We start from the raw sequence: 14785 nt of genomic DNA, 5'->3' as shown, positions 1-14785 counted from the left end.
GCCGGTTGTCCACCGTCTCCTGTGGACAACCGTGGGACCTGGGTCACGTCCGCTGCTGACACGTCGGACGCGTCGCGCCGCGGATCACGCGGCACGGTGCACCCGTCCGTCCGCGACGTCGAAGCGTGCGGCACCCGCCTCGGCGAGCTGCGGCGGCACGTCGCCGGCCACGGCTGCCGTGAGCACCGCCTGCTCGGCGCGTGCGGCCACGACGGCCAGCTGCTCGCGCCGGTCGGTGTCGAGCTCGGCGAAGACGTCGTCGAGCACGAGTACCGGGTCACCGCCGGGCAGGGCGTCGGCGCGCAGCAACTCGTAGCTGCCGAGCCGCAGCGCGAGAGCGCTCGACCATCCCTCGCCGTGACTGGCGTAACCGCGCACCGGCAGCTCGCCGAGCAGCAGCTCGACGTCGTCGCGGTGGGGGCCGACGAGGTTCACGCCACGATCCAACTCCGCCGTCCGCGCCTGCGCGAGGCCGGCGAGCAACGCGTCGCGCAGCGTCGGCGTGTCGGGGACGTCGTCGGGGCCGGCATCGCCCAGCCCGGGCAGGTCGGCACTCAGCGAACTGGAGTACCGGCCGGCGAGCGCGGCACTGCTGGGCGCGACCGCCGCGTAGGCGGCCGCGGCGTGCGGACGCAGCGCGGCCAGGGTCGACAGCCGGGCCCGCAGCAGCTCGGCGCCGTGCTCGGCGAGATGCCCGTCCCAGACGTCGAGCGTGGGCAGGTCGCGGGTGGCCCCGCGCGAGCGTCCGCCGGCCGACTTCAGCAGCGCGGCGCGCTGCTTGAGGGTGCGCTCGTAGTCGGCTCGCACCGCGGCGAGGCGCGGCGATCGCGCGGTGGCGAGCTCGTCCAGGAAGCGTCGCCGCTCCCCGGGGTCGCCGCGCACGATCGCGAGGTCCTCGGGAGCGAAGACCACCGTCCGCAGCACGCCGAGGATGTCGCGGGTGCGGGTCACGGGGGACCCGTTCAGGCGAGCCCGGTTCGCGCGGGCGGCGTTGATCTCGACCTCGACGCGCAGCTCGCGGTCGTCGGCGACCACGGCCGCGCGCACCAGGGCCCGCTCCTGGCCGGCGCGCACGAGCGGTGCGTCGGACGAGACGCGGTGACTGCCGAGGGTGGCCAGGTATCCGAGGGCCTCGACCAGGTTCGTCTTGCCCTGTCCGTTGGCCCCGACGAGGACGACCGGACCGGCCGGCAGCTCGAGATCGGCACTGACCCAGCTGCGGTAGTCGGCGACGGCGAGATGGCGGACGTGCACGGTGCGGATGCGGAGCGGGCGGCGGGGCCGGTCAGCCCGGCAGCCGCACCGGCATAATCAGGTACGTGTAGTCGGACTCGGTGTCCGCGGCGGCCTCGCCCGCGGGCTTGAGCACCACCGGCTTGGTCGGCGACGTGAACAGCATGCGGGCGGTCGAGCTCGACAGCGCGCCCAGGCCGTCGAGCAGGAACTGCGGGTTGAACGCCGTGGTGATGCCGTCGCCGTCGTAGGACACCTCGAGCTGTTCCTCGGCGCGGCCCTCGTCGTCACCGCCGGCGGTCAGCGACACCGCGGAATCGGCGAACTCCAGCCGCACCGGCGCCGTGCGGTCGGTGACCAGCGCGACGCGCCGAACGGCTTCGACCAGCGGGCCGACCGCGAGCTCGGCGCTCGAGGCCCACTCGTTCGGCAGCAGCGACCGGTAGGCCGGGAACGTGGCGTCCAGCAGGCGGGTGGTCGCGCGGCTGGCCCGGCCGTTGGTGGTGCCGGAGAAACCGATGATGCCCTCGCCGCTGCCGCCGGCCGACAGCGAGATCGTGAGTTCGTCGCTGTGCGCCAGGCTCTTCGCCGCGTCGGCGAGGGTGCGGGCGGGAACGAGCACCTGAGCGCTCGCCGCCGAGGGGTCGCCCGGGTTCCAGCCGAGTTCGCGCACCGCGAGGCGGTAGCGGTCGGTGGCCGCCAGGGTCAGCCGGTCGCCGTCGATCTCGAGCCGGACGCCCGTCAGCATCGGCAGGGTGTCGTCGCGACCGGCGGCGATGGCGACCTGGGCGACGGCCGCGGCGAACTCCGGGCCCGGCACGGTGCCGGCGGTCGTCGGCATCACCGGCAGCTTCGGGTAGTCGTCGACGGGCATGCCCGGCAGGCTGAAGCGCGCCGAACCACAGGCGATCGTCAACCGGGACCCGTCCAGGACGACGTCGACCGGGTGCGGCGGCAGCGCGCGGGTGATGTCGGCCAGCAGCCGTCCGGACACCAGCGCGGTGCCCGATTCGCCGCCGGTCACCTCGAGCTCGACCTCGGTCGAGGCTTCGAGGTCGAAGCCGGACACCGTGAGCTGGTCGTCGTCGACCCGCAGCAGCAGACCGGCGAGCACCGGCAGGGTGGGACGGCTGGCGAGGCTGCGCGCAGCCCACGTGACCGCATCGGCCAGGACGTCGCGTTCGACCCGGAACTTCACTGATTCACCAATCCCTGCGTGCTGAGTGTGCCGATGGTGCCGGTGTGCGTGCCGCGGACGGAAGTGGGGCCCTCCGTGCCGTCGTCGAGGAGATGTGTTACCAGCCCCGGGGTGACGGGTACCACGCGCCTTCGGTGACGGCGGTTGTCCCCAGATCTCACCGGGCTTCAGTTCCTGTCGTTCATCCCCTCGAGATTGAGATTCTCGTCTGTCGTCTTCGCAGCTGTGGACGGTGGGGACAAGTCCCGTCGCGTGCGGTGAACGCTAGCCCGTGGCCACCTGCGCCCTGTGGACGACCGGCAGTCGGTTGTCCTCCGCTCGTAGGACGTGCGGTGGACGGCCGCCGACCGTACGACGACGTCCACACGACCCCACGGCGATATCCACAACTGGACCCACAGGTGTGGAGTGGCACGGAAGCTGCGGACGCCGGCTCGACGGTCACGTGCGGGCCCGGACCTTGATGCGGCTGGTGAGCTCCGTGATCTGGTTGTAGATCGCGTGCTTCTCCTTCATCTCACGCCGGATCTTGCGCTCGGCGTGCATGACGGTCGTGTGGTCGCGATTGCCGAACTTCTCGCCGACCTTGGGCAGCGACAGCTCGGTGAGCTCGCGGCAGAGGTACATGGCCATCTGGCGGGCGCCGACGATGACCTTGCTGCGCGACAGGCCCACGAGGTCGTCGAGGCTGATCGAGAAGTAGTCCGCGGTCACCGCCATGATCATCGCCGGTGTGATCTCGGGGGCGTCGTTCTCGGCGATGAGGTCCTTGAGGACCATCTCGGCCAGGGCGATGTCGACGACCTGCCGGTTGAGGTTCGCGAACGCCGTGACACGGATGAGCGCGCCCTCGAGCTCGCGGATGTTGCTGTGGATGCGGGTGGCGATGTACTCGAGCACGTCCGGCGGCGGGTCCATGCCCTCCTGGGCGGCCTTCTTGCGCAGGATCGCGATGCGGGTCTCGAGGTCGGGCGCCTGCACGTCGCTGATCAGGCCCCACTCGAAGCGCGTGCGCAGCCGGTCCTCGAGCGAACTGAGCTGGCGGGGCGACTTGTCGGAACTGATGACGATCTGCTTGTTCTGGTTGTGCAGCGTGTTGAAGGTGTGGAAGAACTCCTCCTGCGTGCGCTCGGCGCGCTCGAGGAACTGGATGTCGTCGATCAGCAGCAGGTCGACCGAGCGGTACCGGTTCTGGAACGCCTGCATGCGGTCGTCGCGCACCGAGTTGATGAAGTCGTTCGTGAATTCCTCGGTCGAGACGTACCGGGTGCGCAGGCCCGGCTGCAACCACTGCGCGTAGTGGCCGATGGCGTGCAGCAGGTGCGTCTTGCCCAGGCCGGAGTCGCCGTAGATGAACAGCGGGTTGTAGGCGCGCGCCGGCGCCTCGCCCACCGCGACCGCGGCAGCGTGGGTGAAGCGGTTGCTCGAGCCGATCACGAAGGTGTCGAAGGTGTACTTCGGGTTCAGCCGCGTCTCGCGCTCGCGCTCGTCCGTGGAGTGCCGGGCCCGGTAGGTCGGTGCCGACTCGATCGGACGGGGGGCGTCACGGTCGTCGGCCTTGGCGGGCCCGCCCGGGCCGGAGTACCGGTTGTCCGGCGGGGCGTCGTCGTAGCCGTCCCGGAAGGTGTCGCGGACGTCGTCCCGCTCGTCGTCGCGATGCAGGTCGCGGGGGAGGTCGCGGGGGAGGTCGCGGGGGAGGTCGCGGCCGCCGTCACGGTTCGGGTCGTGACCGTCGCGCGGCGCCGGTCCGGGGCCGTCGGCGGCATCGGCGGTGGCGGAGTCGTCCACGGTCACCGCGACGCGGATGTCGCGTCCCAGCTCCTGGCTCAGCACGGACGCGATGAACGACTGCATCCGCGTCTCGAGGAAGTCCTTGACCCACAGGTTCGGGGCGGCGAGGACCGCGGTGCCCTGCAGGATGCCGAGCGGACGGGTCAGCTGGATCAGGGCCCGCTGCTGAGGCTTGATCGACGGGTCGTCGAACTTGGGGCCCACTCGGTGCCAGACGTCCAGGAGTTCGGCGCTGTCGTCCACGTTGCGGGTCACTCCAGGTGTCGCGAGGGTCGCGCGGTAACGCGATGCTGCGGTGCTGCGGGTCTGCCAGCCGGTCGGCGGACGGTCCCGGTGGGGTCCGTCCGACCGTCGAGCTTGGCACAGGCCGGCAGGTCGCTGCGTCCACGCCCGGACATCCACAACGTTGTCCACAGGATGTGAATACAGCTGTGCCGACACCGCGATCGCGGTGCCGGACCCGCGCCACCCCTCCGGGCGACACGGGGCAGGAACCTAACAGCGGCGCTCGCGGGCCGACAATAGGCAGCGGCGTGTCGCTGCGGGTTCACCGGGCGGCCACCGTACGGTCGTCGGTTGCCCCTGGGGCTGGTTTGACCTGATCGCCGGGCGATCCGTACCGTGGCGGTGTCGTCCGCCGACAGGTGGTTCATCCCTGTCCGCGGTCCCGTGCCCTGCAGGACCGATAGTTGGAGCCCGAACCGTGAGCAAGCGCACCTTCCAGCCGAACAACCGCCGCCGCGCCAAGACGCACGGCTTCCGGCTGCGCATGCGCACCCGTGCCGGCCGCGCCATCGTGTCGGCGCGTCGCCGCAAGGGACGCCGCGAACTGTCGGCCTGAGGTGCCGCGACCGGTTCACCCGGCCGTCCGCACGCCGCCCTGTGCACCGGTGACGCTGTGCTTCCCCGCGCCCATCGCATGACCCGCTCGTCCGAGTTCGGCGCAGCGGTACGTCACGGTGCCCGCGCCCGCTCGGGCGTCCTCGTGCTGCACCATCTTGTCCCCGGCTCGCCCGAGAGCTCCGAAGCCGCGGGGTCGCCGTCGCCGGCCCGGGTCGGTCTCGTCGTCAACAAGGCCGTCGGCAACAGCGTCGAGCGCCATCGCGTGTCGCGGCGGTTGCGGGCCCAGCTGGCGGCCCGCCTCGACGCGCTGCCCGCCGGGAGCTCGACCGTCGTGCGGGCGCTGCCGCCCGCGTCCGCCGCCGACTCCACCTCCCTCGGTCGCGACCTCGATCGGGCCCTGTCCCGCCTGGCCCGCACGAGCCCGCGGTGAGTGGCGCCGTGCTGACCGACCCGGCCGCGACGGCGCCGGCGGACCTGCCCGCCGTCGGTTCACGACGGCGCGGTCCGCTGACCCGGGGCGTGCTGGCGGCCATCCGCGGCTACCGTGTGGCGATCAGTCCGCTGCGCCCACCGGTGTGCCGGTTCACGCCGAGCTGCAGCGCGTACGCCGTCGAGGCGATCGAACGATTCGGCCTCGTCCGCGGTGGCTGGCTGGCGGTGCGGCGGCTGTCGCGGTGCCACCCGTTCCACCGCGGCGGTCTCGACCCCGTGCCGGTGCGCCGGCGCGGAGACAGTCAGGAGTAGTTGAGTGCTTGACTTCTTGTACACGGCAGTGTCGTGGGTGCTGCTGCGCTGGCACGACCTGTTCGTGCTGCTCGGCTTCGACGAGGCCAGTGGCCTCGGCTGGGTGCTGTCGATCGTCTTCCTGGTGATCACGGCGCGCCTGCTGCTGTTCCGGCTGTTCGTCAAGCAGATCCACTACCAGCGCAACATGCAGAAGATGCAGCCGAAGCTGGCCAAGATCCGCGAGAAGTACAAGCACGACCGCGCGGAGATGAACCGGCAGATGATGAAGTTCCAGCAGGAGGAAGGGTTCAACCCGCTCTCCGGCTGCCTGCCGATGCTGCTGCAGATCCCCGTGTTCATCGGCCTCTACCACACGCTCCGGCACCTCGCGAACACGCAGATCGCCGACGGCTACAAGGGTCTGTGCCCGGGCGGCAAGCCCGGCAGCTCGGACCTGCTGTCGCTCTACTCCTTCACCCCGCAGCAGACGTGTGACGGAGCGAAGGCCGATCTGTTCGGTGCACCGCTGGCCGGCGCCTTCCGCGACAGCGACAAGGTGATCACCGCACTGTTGGGCGGCGGCGACGGCTCGGCGACGACCACCAAGTTCATCATCCTGCCGCTGCTGCTCATCAGCGCCGGCGCGACCCTGGCCACGCAGCTGCTCGCCCGGGCGAACGCCACCACCACCCCCGAGGGCACCGCTGCCACCGTGCAGCGGCTGATGCTGTGGATCATCCCGCTCGGCGTCCTCGCCTCGGGCCTGCTGTTCAATTTCCCCCTCGGCGTGCTGCTCTACTGGTTCGTCAGCAACACCTGGACCCTGGCGCAGCAGGCCTACATCATCAGGTTCCACCCACCGGAGCAGGACGCACCCGCCGCCCCGGCCGGGCAGCTCGGCAAGACGCTCGCCCCCAAGGTGGGCCAGCGTCCGCAGCGCCCGGCGAAGGCGGGAACGAAGACCGTCGACCTGGGCAAGGCTGACGATGCCGACGCCGCGGACGAGGACACCGGCTCCACCGCCGCCCGCGGCGGGAGTGCGGCGACGCGATCGTCGACGCCGCGACCCGGTCAGAAGCCGGCCCGCAGCGGCAGCGGCAAGCGGCCTCCGTCCAAGCGTCCGACCCAGGCCAAGAAGCGGCGCTGAGCGGCACCACCCCTGCGCTGCGGCGCACCCCGACCTTGTTGCATGACACCTGGCGAAAGGAACCTGCTGCCGTGAGCGACACCGACGTGCAGACCGACACCGTGACCGACGAGACGACCGACGGGACGACCGACGAGACGACCGGGACGCCCGCCGGCGAGACCGGGGACGGACCCTCGGGCTCGGACCTGCTCGTGCAGGAGGGTGACATCGCGGCCGACTACCTCGAGCGGCTGCTCGACATCGTCGACTACGACGGCGACATCGACCTCGACGTCGAGAACGGTCGGGCGGCCGTGGCCATCGTCGGTGCCGACCTGCGCGGCCTGGTCGGCCCGCGCGGCGAGACGCTCGACGCGCTGCAGGAGCTGACGCGCCTCGCGGTGCAGCAGCAGACCGGGGTGCGCAGCCGCTTGATGCTCGATGTGGGTGGTCACCGCGCGCAGCGCCGTGACGAGTTGCAGAAGCTCGCGGCCGACACCAGTGCTCGCGTCGCCGAGTCCGGCGAGCCGGCACGGCTGTCGCCGATGAACCCGTTCGAGCGCAAGGTCGTCCACGACGCGGTCGCCGCTATCGACGGCGTGACCAGCGAGTCCGAGGGCGAGGAGCCGAACCGGCGAGTCGTCGTGACGCCGGCGCGGTGACCGACGACGCCGTCGGCGACGCGCCCGACGGTGGGACGTCCGGACCGGCCGGGAACGGCGCCGGATCCGGACGCGCGAGCGAGACCGGCACGGTTGTCCCACCTGCTACTGAGCCGGTCGTGCCACCCGATCCGTCGCCGTCCGCGCTGGCGGTCTTCGGCGACCACGTGGCCGACGCCGCTCGCTATGCGGCGTTGCTCGCCGGGGACGGTGTGGCGCACGGTCACATCGGGCCGCGCGAGGTGCCACGGCTCTGGGACCGGCACCTGACGAACAGTGCATTGCTGACGGACCTGCTTCCGCACGGCGCATGCTTCGTGGACGTCGGGAGCGGGGCCGGGTTGCCGGGGCTGCCCATGGCGTTGCGGCGCCCGGACCTGAAGGCGGTGCTGCTCGAGCCGATGTCGCGGCGCACCCGCTTCCTGGATCGCGCCGTCACGGAGCTCGGGTTGTCGGATCGGGTGTCGGTCGTGCGCGGTCGCGCCGACGACGCCGGGATCCGCCGCGACCGGGCGGACAACGACTGGGTCGTGGCCCGCGCGGTTGCCCCGCTCGATCGACTGGTGGGATGGTGTCTGCCGTTGCTGCGACCGGGCGGCGTGCTACTCGCCCTGAAGGGCGAGCGCGCGGCCGACGAGGCAACCGAACACGAGCGCGCCGTGGTCCGAGCGGGCGGGTCCCCGCCCCGAGTGGTGAGCATCGGCGCAGGCGACGACCGCACGTGGGTGATCCGCATCGAACGCATCGAGGCGGCGCCGCGAGCGAGGACAAGGGGACGACGTTGAGCGACCAGGACGCGCAGTCCGTTCCGGACGGACCCCGCGACGGGCAGGCAGCCGTTTCACGTGAAACGGCGCCCGGCTCGAGCGAAGCCGTGGTTCCACGTGAAACCGAGCCGGGCACGGACGGCAGCGACGGCGTTTCACGTGAAACGGAATTCGACACGCCCATCGCCCGCGAGGCCCGGCAGGCGGTGCGCGTCCTCAACGTCCGTCAGGAGCGCTGGCCGTCGCCCGCCGGGACCCGCGTGATGACCGTCGCCAACCAGAAGGGCGGGGTCGGCAAGACCACGACCGCCGTGAACATGGCGGCGGCGCTGGCGCTGCACGGGCTGCGCGTCCTGGTCATCGACCTCGACCCGCAGGGCAACGCCAGCACTGCCCTGGGCGTCGAGCACGGAGTGGGTACCCCGTCGATCTACGACGTGTTGCTGCACGACCAGACGATCGCCGAGGTCGCCCGTCCGACGGAGTTCGCACCGACGTTGTTCTGCGTGCCGGCCACGCTCGACCTCGCCGGCGCGGACATCGAGCTCACCAGCCAGGTCGCGCGGGAGTACCGCCTACGACGTGCGCTCGAGCCCTACCTGGCCGACCACGACATCGACTACGTGCTCATCGACTGCCCGCCCTCGCTGGGCCTGCTCACCCTGAACGCGCTGGTCGCCGGACGGGAGATGCTCATCCCCATCCAGTGCGAGTACTACGCGCTCGAGGGACTCGCGCAGCTGCTCAAGACCGTCGAGCTGGTCACCTCGCACCTCAACCCGGATCTCGCCGTCTCGACCGTGCTGCTGACGATGTACGACAGCCGGACGCGGCTGGCCGACCAGGTCGCAGCCGAGGTGCGCTCGCACTTCGGGCCGCTCGTGCTGACGCCCACCATCCCGCGCAACGTGCGGGTGTCGGAGGCACCTGGCTTCGGGCAGACCGTCATCACCTACGACGCGGGCTCGCGCGGTGCGATCGGCTACGTCGAGGCGGCCCGGGAACTCGCCGAGCGCGGCGTCACCGGCGTACCGACCGCCGGGGACGCGTCCGAACCGCACCCGTCAGAATGAGCACCGCACCGTTCCCATGCGCAGCGCGCGACGACGACACCCTGCTGGAGCCGGCACCGTGAGCAACAAGAACCGCAGGGGAGGCCTGGGCCGCGGCCTCGGCTCGCTGATCCCCACCGCACCGCCGGCCCGCGAGACCGTCGCCGCCTCACCGGCGGACGTGCCCGGATCGCTGCCCTCGGGTGCCGACGCGGATCACCGCGACACCGCGCAGCCGCCGACGACGCAGCCTGCGGACTCGACCGACGCACCGACGTCCGAGGCACCGGCCGCAGGGGCACCCGACGCAGGGGCATCCGACGCGGTGGACGACCCGACCGCGCCGTTGCCGGTGCCGGGTGCGAGCTTCCGCGAGCTGCCGATCGACAGCGTCCGGGCCAACGCCAAGCAGCCCCGACAGGTGTTCGACGAGGAGGCGCTGGGCGAACTCACCCACTCCATCCGCGAGTTCGGGGTGCTCCAGCCGGTCGTCGTCCGTCCCGCCGACGGCGCCGACGAGGCGACCGCCACCGAGTTCGAACTCATCATGGGGGAGCGGCGCCTGCGCGCGGCCACCGCGGCCGGCCTCGATGTCATCCCGGCCATCGTCCGGTCGACATCGGACGACGCGATGCTGCGAGACGCGCTGCTGGAGAACATCCACCGGGCGCAGCTGAACCCGCTCGAGGAGGCCGCCGCCTACCAGCAACTGCTCGAGGAGTTCGGCACGACGCACGACGAACTGGCCCAGCGCATCGGTCGCAGCCGTCCGCAGGTGTCGAACACGATCCGGCTGCTCAACCTGCCGGTGCCGGTGCAACGCCGGGTGGCCGCGGGCATCCTCTCGGCCGGCCATGCGCGGGCCCTGCTCAGCCTCGACGACCCGTCCGCGCAGGACGAGCTGGCCGCTCGCATCGTCGCGGAGGGGCTGTCCGTCCGCGCCACCGAGGAGCTGGTGCAGCTCGCCCGGCAGCAGAAGGTGCCGGCCAAGCGGGTGAGCCGTCCGAAGCTCTCGGCCCCGGGCGTCACCGAACTCGCCGCCAACCTCTCCGACCTCTACGACACCCGCGTCCGGGTCGACCTGGGTCGGCGCAAGGGCCGCATCACCGTTGAGTTCGGCTCGATCGACGACCTCGAGCGCCTGGTCGCGCTGATGGCGCCGCAGCTCTCGTCCGAGCGCCGGCGTCAGGACCCGAACGCGCCGTAGTTCACGACCTCGTCGAGGCCACGGCGCCTACGCCGTAACGAGGGGGAGCGACGGTCGGGTGCGGCGTACCCGATGCTGACGACACCCACGATCGTGAGCCGATCGGGAATGGCGAACGCAGCGTGGACCGCTGCCGCACGCTCGGGAGGCACACCGAAGAAGCAGCCGGCGAGACCGGCGTCGGTGATCCCGAGCAAGAGGATCATCGCAGCCATTCCGGTGTCGACGTGCCAGTAGGGAACCGGCCAGCGCGCTTCGTCGCGGTCGCCCCACCCCTTGTCGGGTTCGGCATAGCGCTCGAGATAGGCCTCGCGGTCGGACAGGCAGAGCACGAGCACCGGCGCCTGCTGCATCCGAGTGCGCCACGGGTCGGCCGGACCCTCGGCGGTCGCCGACCAGAAGCGGGACCGCGACGTTATGTCATCGAGAACAAGAAACGCCCACCCCTGGGTATGGCCCGCCGACGGTGCCCGAATAGCCTGATTTAGGAGCATTTCGACGACGTCGCGCTTGACAATCCGGTCCGGATCGTATGACCGCACCATGCGCCGCTTGCGGACCACTTCTGCGAACTCCACCTGTCGATCGTGCCCCATCGCGCCGACGACGACTCGGTTGGACTGTCCAACGCACTAATGCCGTCGTGCGCCGTCGACGGGATGTGTCATCGTGGCGAGGTGGACCTGACGCAGTCGCGCAAGCTCGAGAACGTCCTGTACGACATCCGCGGCCCGGTGCTCGAGGAGGCCAAGCGCCTCGAGGAGGAAGGTCGCCGGATCATCAAGCTCAACATCGGCAACCCGGCACCGTTCGGCTTCGAGGCCCCGGACGAGATTCTCGTCGACGTCATCCGCAATCTCTCGACGGCGCAGGGCTACTCCGACTCGCAGGGCCTGCTCTCGGCACGCACCGCCGTCGTGCACCACTACCAGACCCTCGGCGTCGACTGGATCGACGTCGACGACGTCTGGCTCGGCAACGGTGTCAGCGAGCTGATCACCATCAGCCTGCAGGCGATGCTCGACGACGGCGACGAGGTGCTGATCCCCGCGCCCGACTACCCGCTCTGGACGGCGTCGACGTCACTCGCCGGCGGACGTCCGGTGCACTACCTGTGCGACGAGAGCAACGGGTGGCAGCCCGACCTGGACGACCTCCGTTCGAAGATCACGCCGCGCACCAAGGCGATCGTCGTGATCAACCCGAACAACCCGACGGGCGCCGTCTACGGCACCGAGGTGCTGCAGGGCATCGCCGGCCTGGCGCGCGAACACGGCCTCGTGGTCATGGCCGACGAGATCTACGACAAGATCCTCTACGACGACGCGACGCACACGACGTTCGCCAAGATCGCGCCCGACATCTTCACCCTGACCTTCAACGGACTGTCGAAGGCCTACCGCGTCGCGGGTTTCCGCTCCGGCTGGATGATGGTGAGCGGTCCGAAGCGCCACGCCGCCAGCTACCTCGAGGGCATCACGATGCTCACGAACATGCGATTGTGCGCGAACGTCCCGGCGCAGCACGCGGTGCAGGTCGCCCTCGGTGGGCGGCAGAGCATCCGCGACCTCATCCTGCCCGGCGGCCGGTTGCTCGAGCAGCGCACCGCGGCGGTCGAGGCGCTGCGGGCGATCCCCGGGGTCAGCTGCGTGGAACCGAAGGGCGCCCTCTATGTGTTCCCGCGGTTGGACCCGGAGATGTACCCGATCGAGGACGACCGCCGGTTCGTGCTCGAGTTCCTGCGCGCCCAGCACGTGCTCGTCGTGCAGGGCACCGGCTTCAACTGGCCGAAGCCGGATCACCTGCGCATCGTGACGCTGCCGTACAAGGACGATCTCATCGAGTCGATCGGCCGGCTGGCCGAATTCCTGTCCGGGTACCGCGGCGACCTCTGATCCACGATGGCACGTCGGTTGGAAAATCTAACCCTCGACCGGCTGGGCGACGTCGCGCGGGTCGATGGCCGGTGCCATGCCTGCTCCTTCTGGCAGACCACGCCGGCGGACTCGCTGTCGGACAGCGTCGACGCGAAGTCGGGCTGGGTCTCGGAGACGCTGCGCGAGTGGGGCAGCTGCGGTCAGATCCTTTACGTGGACGGCGATCCCGTCGGGCATGCGCTCTACGCGCCCGCCGCCTACGTGCCGCGCGCCGAGGCGTTCGCGACCGCCCCGGCCTCGCCGGACAGCGTGCTGCTCACGACCGTGCGCGTGCGCGACGACCTGGTCGGTCACGGGTTCGGCCGGATGCTCGTGCAGGGCGTCGCCCGGGACACGCTGCGGCGCGGCATCCGTGCGATCGAGGTGTTCGGACGGCACGGGCCGGCCGCGGTGAGCTCCGGATGCCTGTTGCCGTCGGACTTCCTGCTGGCCGTCGGGTTCCGGACGGTACGTCCGCACCTCGCGACACCCAGGCTGCGGATGGACCTGCGCTCGGTCGCCACGTGGCGCGAGGACGTGGAGCACGCGGTGGCCCGGGTGTTGAAGAAACGGGCGAGCCCGGCCCCGTCCGGGTGACGGGCGCGGGCGCTCAGGCGATGGCGGAGATCTGCATGACGCCCGTCTCCGGGTCGTCCGCCTTCGGCAGGTACAGCCGTTGGACGGCGACCAGCAGCCCCTCGGCGATGGTGTCGCGCACGGCGGCATCGAGCAGCCGGGTGCGGTCGAGCGGGTTGGTGAGGTAGCCCAGCTCGATGCGGACGGCCGGCATGCGGGTCATGCGCAGCAACGACCAGGTCTTGGTGTGGATGCGGTTGTTGCCGAGACCGGTGCGGGCGACGACCTCGCGCAGGGCCAGCTCCGCCAACCGCTCGCCGATGGTGGACGTCGACTCGCCGGCGCCGTAGTAGTAGGCGGCGACACCGTGGGCGCGTGGTGACTCGCACCCGTCGACGTGCAGCGAGAGCACGAGGTCGGCGCCGAGCTCGTTGGCCAGGCGCGCCCGGTCGGCCTCGGACGGGCCGTTGCCCGGACCGCGGGTCGGCCACGACTGCACGCCGAGCGCGGCGAGCCGTCCCTCGAGGCGGGACGCGACGTCCCAGACGAGATCGGCCTCGGTGATGCCGTCGGCCACGACCCCGGTGTCGCCGCCGCCGTGGCCGGCGTCGAGGACGATGCGCTTGCCCAGCAGGTTCGGACCGGCCTCGGCGACCGCGGCCATGTCGCGCAGCAACTGCGGACGGCCGCCGACGACCCGCCGGCCCAGCTGGCGCAGCGCACGCATCGTGGCCGGGCCGCACACGCCGTCGGACATCAGGCCGTAGTCGCGCTGGAAGGCCCGCAGGGCCTCGGCCGTGGCCGGACCGAACTCGCCGTCCGCCTTCGCGAGCGCGAACCCGAGTTCGATGAGCTGGGTCTGCAGCTCGGTGACGTCGTCGCCGGTGAGGGGATGGGCGGGCTCGTGCGCGAGCGGGCGGTCACCGAGCTTCCAGTGCGCCGAGCGCAGTGCGAAATAGGTCTCGGCCCCGACCGCTCCGTCGACCGAGATGCCGCGACGTTGCTGGAAGTGGCGCACCGCGAGCTCGGTGCCCTCGTCGAACAGGTTCCCGGCCGCGGGGTCGGTGTTGTTGAGCAACCCGATGGTCGCCAGCATCCCGCGGACCTCGGCGACCGCACTGCCGGTCATGCCACGGCGCAGTGGCTGCATCAGGAACGGGCCAATCGGTCGGGAGCGTCGGTCACGGGCCTGCTGCCTGCAGCGGGCCACCGGTCATTCTGCCTCACGTCGGGCGCAGGACCGGTAACGGACGGGGCCGCCCGGCGATTGCCGGGCGGCCCTGGGTCGATCTCTTCGCCGCGTCTCAGCGACGGTCGCGCCCGGACGGATCAGGCGGTGAACTCGGTGAGCTCGCGCAGGATGGCGGCCTTGGGACGCGCACCCACGATGGTCTTGACGAGCTCGCCCTTGTGGAACACGGCCATCGTCGGGATCGACATGACCTGGTAGTCGCGAGCCGTCTGCGGGTTCTCGTCGATGTTCAGCTTGGCGATCGTGAGCTTGCCCTGCTGCTCGCTGGCGATCTCGTCGAGCACCGGGGCGACCTGGCGGCACGGACCGCACCACTCGGCCCAGAAGTCGACGAGCACCGGCTCGTCGGCGCCGAGCACGTCGGCCTTGAAGCTGCTGTCGGTCACGGTCTTGGTGTGAGCGCCCATGGTGTCTCCTGTAGGTGTGGTGGTGA

16 protein-coding genes are annotated in these 14785 nt (G+C 71.2%); 10 read left to right on the top strand and 6 right to left on the bottom strand.

Going from position 1 to position 14785, the window contains the following annotated elements; all coding sequences use genetic code 11:
* Positions 1 to 84: 84 nt before the first annotated feature.
* The 3 genes from recF to dnaA form a co-directional block, all read right to left on the bottom strand.
* The gene (recF, locus tag ACYVP9_RS17735; protein ID WP_460606247.1) at positions 85 to 1254 is read right to left on the bottom strand and encodes a DNA replication/repair protein RecF; all 1170 of its coding nucleotides are present in this window, start codon (positions 1252 to 1254) and stop codon (positions 85 to 87) included.
* A gap of 31 nt (positions 1255 to 1285) precedes the next feature.
* Positions 1286 to 2431, bottom strand: coding sequence for a DNA polymerase III subunit beta (dnaN, locus tag ACYVP9_RS17730; protein WP_460606246.1), 1146 nt, complete (start codon positions 2429 to 2431; stop codon positions 1286 to 1288).
* 441 nt (positions 2432 to 2872) lie between these two features.
* Entirely contained in the window at positions 2873 to 4477 is a 1605-nt protein-coding gene (dnaA, locus tag ACYVP9_RS17725) for a chromosomal replication initiator protein DnaA (RefSeq protein ID WP_460606245.1), read from the bottom strand.
* A gap of 448 nt (positions 4478 to 4925) precedes the next feature.
* Here dnaA and rpmH point away from each other — a divergent pair, with 448 nt between their 5' ends.
* The 8 genes from rpmH (at position 4926) to ACYVP9_RS17685 (ending at position 10608) form a co-directional block, all read left to right on the top strand.
* Entirely contained in the window at positions 4926 to 5063 is a 138-nt protein-coding gene (gene rpmH / locus ACYVP9_RS17720) for a large ribosomal subunit protein bL34 (RefSeq protein WP_460606244.1), read from the top strand.
* Positions 5064 to 5120: 57 nt separating this feature from the next.
* Positions 5121 to 5495 (top strand): ribonuclease P protein component, encoded by a 375-nt coding sequence (rnpA, locus tag ACYVP9_RS17715; RefSeq protein ID WP_460606243.1) that lies wholly within the window; start codon positions 5121 to 5123, stop codon positions 5493 to 5495.
* A 77-nt stretch (positions 5496 to 5572) separates the two neighbouring features.
* Positions 5573 to 5809, top strand: a complete 237-nt coding sequence (gene yidD, locus ACYVP9_RS17710; RefSeq protein WP_460606288.1) for a membrane protein insertion efficiency factor YidD — start codon at positions 5573 to 5575, stop codon at positions 5807 to 5809.
* A 4-nt stretch (positions 5810 to 5813) separates the two neighbouring features.
* Entirely contained in the window at positions 5814 to 6938 is a 1125-nt protein-coding gene (gene yidC, locus ACYVP9_RS17705) for a membrane protein insertase YidC (RefSeq protein ID WP_460606242.1), read from the top strand.
* Between the two features lie 71 nt (positions 6939 to 7009).
* Positions 7010 to 7582 (top strand): Jag family protein, encoded by a 573-nt coding sequence (locus ACYVP9_RS17700; RefSeq protein ID WP_460606241.1) that lies wholly within the window; start codon positions 7010 to 7012, stop codon positions 7580 to 7582.
* A 119-nt stretch (positions 7583 to 7701) separates the two neighbouring features.
* On the top strand, positions 7702 to 8367 hold the full coding sequence (rsmG, locus tag ACYVP9_RS17695) for a 16S rRNA (guanine(527)-N(7))-methyltransferase RsmG (protein ID WP_460606240.1): 666 nt from the start codon (positions 7702 to 7704) through the stop codon (positions 8365 to 8367).
* 89 nt (positions 8368 to 8456) lie between these two features.
* Entirely contained in the window at positions 8457 to 9422 is a 966-nt protein-coding gene (locus ACYVP9_RS17690) for a ParA family protein (RefSeq protein ID WP_460606239.1), read from the top strand.
* A 58-nt stretch (positions 9423 to 9480) separates the two neighbouring features.
* Positions 9481 to 10608 carry a ParB/RepB/Spo0J family partition protein gene (locus tag ACYVP9_RS17685; RefSeq protein ID WP_460606238.1) on the top strand — a complete coding sequence of 376 codons (1128 nt, stop codon included), beginning with the start codon at positions 9481 to 9483 and terminating at the stop codon, positions 10606 to 10608.
* Here ACYVP9_RS17685 and ACYVP9_RS17680 read toward each other — a convergent pair.
* Positions 10587 to 11186: a nitroreductase family protein gene (locus tag ACYVP9_RS17680; protein WP_460606237.1), complete on the bottom strand. Its 600-nt coding sequence runs from the start codon at positions 11184 to 11186 to the stop codon at positions 10587 to 10589. The genes ACYVP9_RS17685 and ACYVP9_RS17680 overlap by 22 nt on opposite strands.
* Positions 11187 to 11267: 81 nt before the next feature.
* On the opposite strand from ACYVP9_RS17680, the gene ACYVP9_RS17675 reads away from it, so the two are divergent.
* A complete protein-coding gene (locus ACYVP9_RS17675; RefSeq protein WP_460606236.1) occupies positions 11268 to 12503 on the top strand; it encodes a pyridoxal phosphate-dependent aminotransferase in 1236 nt (411 codons plus the stop codon).
* Between the two features lie 18 nt (positions 12504 to 12521).
* Complete coding sequence (locus ACYVP9_RS17670; RefSeq protein ID WP_460606235.1) at positions 12522 to 13121, top strand: GNAT family N-acetyltransferase; 600 nt, start codon at positions 12522 to 12524, stop codon at positions 13119 to 13121.
* A gap of 13 nt (positions 13122 to 13134) precedes the next feature.
* Here ACYVP9_RS17670 and ACYVP9_RS17665 read toward each other — a convergent pair whose 3' ends face one another.
* Together ACYVP9_RS17665 and trxA are read right to left on the bottom strand one after the other, a co-directional pair.
* Positions 13135 to 14250 (bottom strand): N-acetylmuramoyl-L-alanine amidase, encoded by a 1116-nt coding sequence (locus ACYVP9_RS17665; protein WP_460606234.1) that lies wholly within the window; start codon positions 14248 to 14250, stop codon positions 13135 to 13137.
* Between the two features lie 179 nt (positions 14251 to 14429).
* Positions 14430 to 14759 (bottom strand): thioredoxin family protein, encoded by a 330-nt coding sequence (gene trxA, locus ACYVP9_RS17660; protein ID WP_460606233.1) that lies wholly within the window; start codon positions 14757 to 14759, stop codon positions 14430 to 14432.
* Between the last annotated feature and the right edge of the window lie 26 nt (positions 14760 to 14785).

It is taken from the genome of Jatrophihabitans fulvus (genome assembly GCF_054781375.1).
The sequence above is the reverse complement of the archived record's forward strand: the minus strand, read 5'-3'. Positions and strand labels throughout refer to the sequence as shown.

Excerpts from the sequence above, each read along its gene's own strand:
- ACYVP9_RS17675 (WP_460606236.1), top strand. The coding sequence starts at position 11,268 with ATGTGTCATCGTGGCGAGGTGGACCTGACGCAGTCGCGCAAGCTCGAG.
- ACYVP9_RS17665 (WP_460606234.1), bottom strand. The coding sequence starts at position 14,250 with ATGCAGCCACTGCGCCGTGGCATGACCGGCAGTGCGGTCGCCGAGGTC.
- trxA (WP_460606233.1), bottom strand. The coding sequence starts at position 14,759 with ATGGGCGCTCACACCAAGACCGTGACCGACAGCAGCTTCAAGGCCGAC.